Origin of the sequence: Nocardia sp. NPDC058058, assembly GCF_042885355.1 — a bacterium.
Classification (GTDB): Bacteria; Actinomycetota; Actinomycetes; order Mycobacteriales; family Mycobacteriaceae; genus Nocardia.
Genome location: NZ_JBHVSA010000030.1, coordinates 1 through 1,275, shown reverse-complemented (window position 1 = coordinate 1,275; position 1,275 = coordinate 1). Strand labels below are relative to the sequence as shown.

Genomic DNA, 1,275 nt, shown 5'->3' with positions numbered 1-1,275 from the left:
GCGGTTGCCGGAGCCGTGGCCTCCGCCGCTGCCGTGGCCGTCCTGCACGCCTTCGACCTGGGCGGCGGACCGGCCACCTTCGCCCTGCTGGTGCTGGCCCTGATCGGCGGTACCGGCCTCGGCATCCGCGCCACCCAGGCCGGGAAGGTACTGCCCGCGCTGTCCCGGCGCCGGCTGCTGGCCCTCGCCATAGGGGTGACCGGGCTGGCGCTGCTGCTGAGCGGCCTGGTCCCGGACACGGCGACCGTCCTGTTCCTGTCCCTGCTCGCCGGCACCGCCGCGGGCGTCGTCGCCAACACCGGGCACACCCTGCTCGACCAGGAGACCGAGGAGCTGCGCCGGGCCCGGGTCACCGAGCACCTCCAGGCGGTCGTCCGCGTGGCCGTGGGCGTGGGCGCCATCCTCGCCCCCGTCCTGGCGGCGCTGATCGGCCCGCACCGGCTGGGCGACGGCGAGGTCGTCTTCGAGCACGGCGGCGCGGCCTTCACGCTGATGCTGGTCGGCGCCCTGCTGCTGCCGGTCGCCGTGGTCGTGCTGATCAAGGGCGACGACCGCGGCGGCGTACCGCTGCGCCGGGACCTGCGCGAGGCGCTGCGCGGCGGGGAGCCGGTACAGGCCGCCTCCGACGCCGGGTTCTTCATCGCCCTGGAGGGTGGCGACGGGGCCGGCAAGTCCACGCAGGTCCAGGCGCTCGCCGACTGGATCCGGGGCAAGGGCCACGAGGTCGTCGTGACGCGCGAGCCGGGGGCGACCCCCGTCGGCAAGCGGCTCCGCTCGATCCTGCTCGACGTGTCCTCCGCCGGGCTGTCCAACCGCGCCGAGGCGCTGCTGTACGCCGCCGACCGCGCGGAGCACGTGGACACGGTGGTCCGGCCCGCCCTGGAGCGCGGCGCGGTCGTCATCACCGACCGGTACATCGACTCCTCGGTGGCCTACCAGGGCGCCGGGCGCGACCTGTCCCCGACCGAGATCGCCCGTATCTCGCGCTGGGCCACCGGCGGGCTCGTCCCGAACCTGACGGTGCTGCTCGACGTGTCGCCCGAGGCGGCGCGGGAGCGGTTCACCGAGGCCCCGGACCGGCTGGAGTCGGAGCCGGCGGAGTTCCACCAGCGGGTGCGGGCCGGGTTCCTGACGCTGGCCGCCGCCGATCCCGGGCGCTACCTGGTGGTCGACGCGGGCCAGGACCCCGAGTCGGTGTCCACGGTCGTGCGCCACCGCCTGGACCGGATGCTCCCGCTCTCGGAGGCCGAGGTGGCCGCGCAGATCGAGGCCCGA

The 1,275-nt window shown here is 75.9% G+C and carries 1 protein-coding gene; it reads left to right on the top strand.

Going from position 1 to position 1,275, the window contains the following annotated elements; genetic code table 11:
• Positions 1 to 15 precede the first annotated feature (15 nt).
• The coding region (tmk, locus tag ACFVUS_RS43935) for a dTMP kinase (protein ID WP_387781511.1) at positions 16 to 1,275 on the top strand (1,260 nt) is incomplete at its 3' end.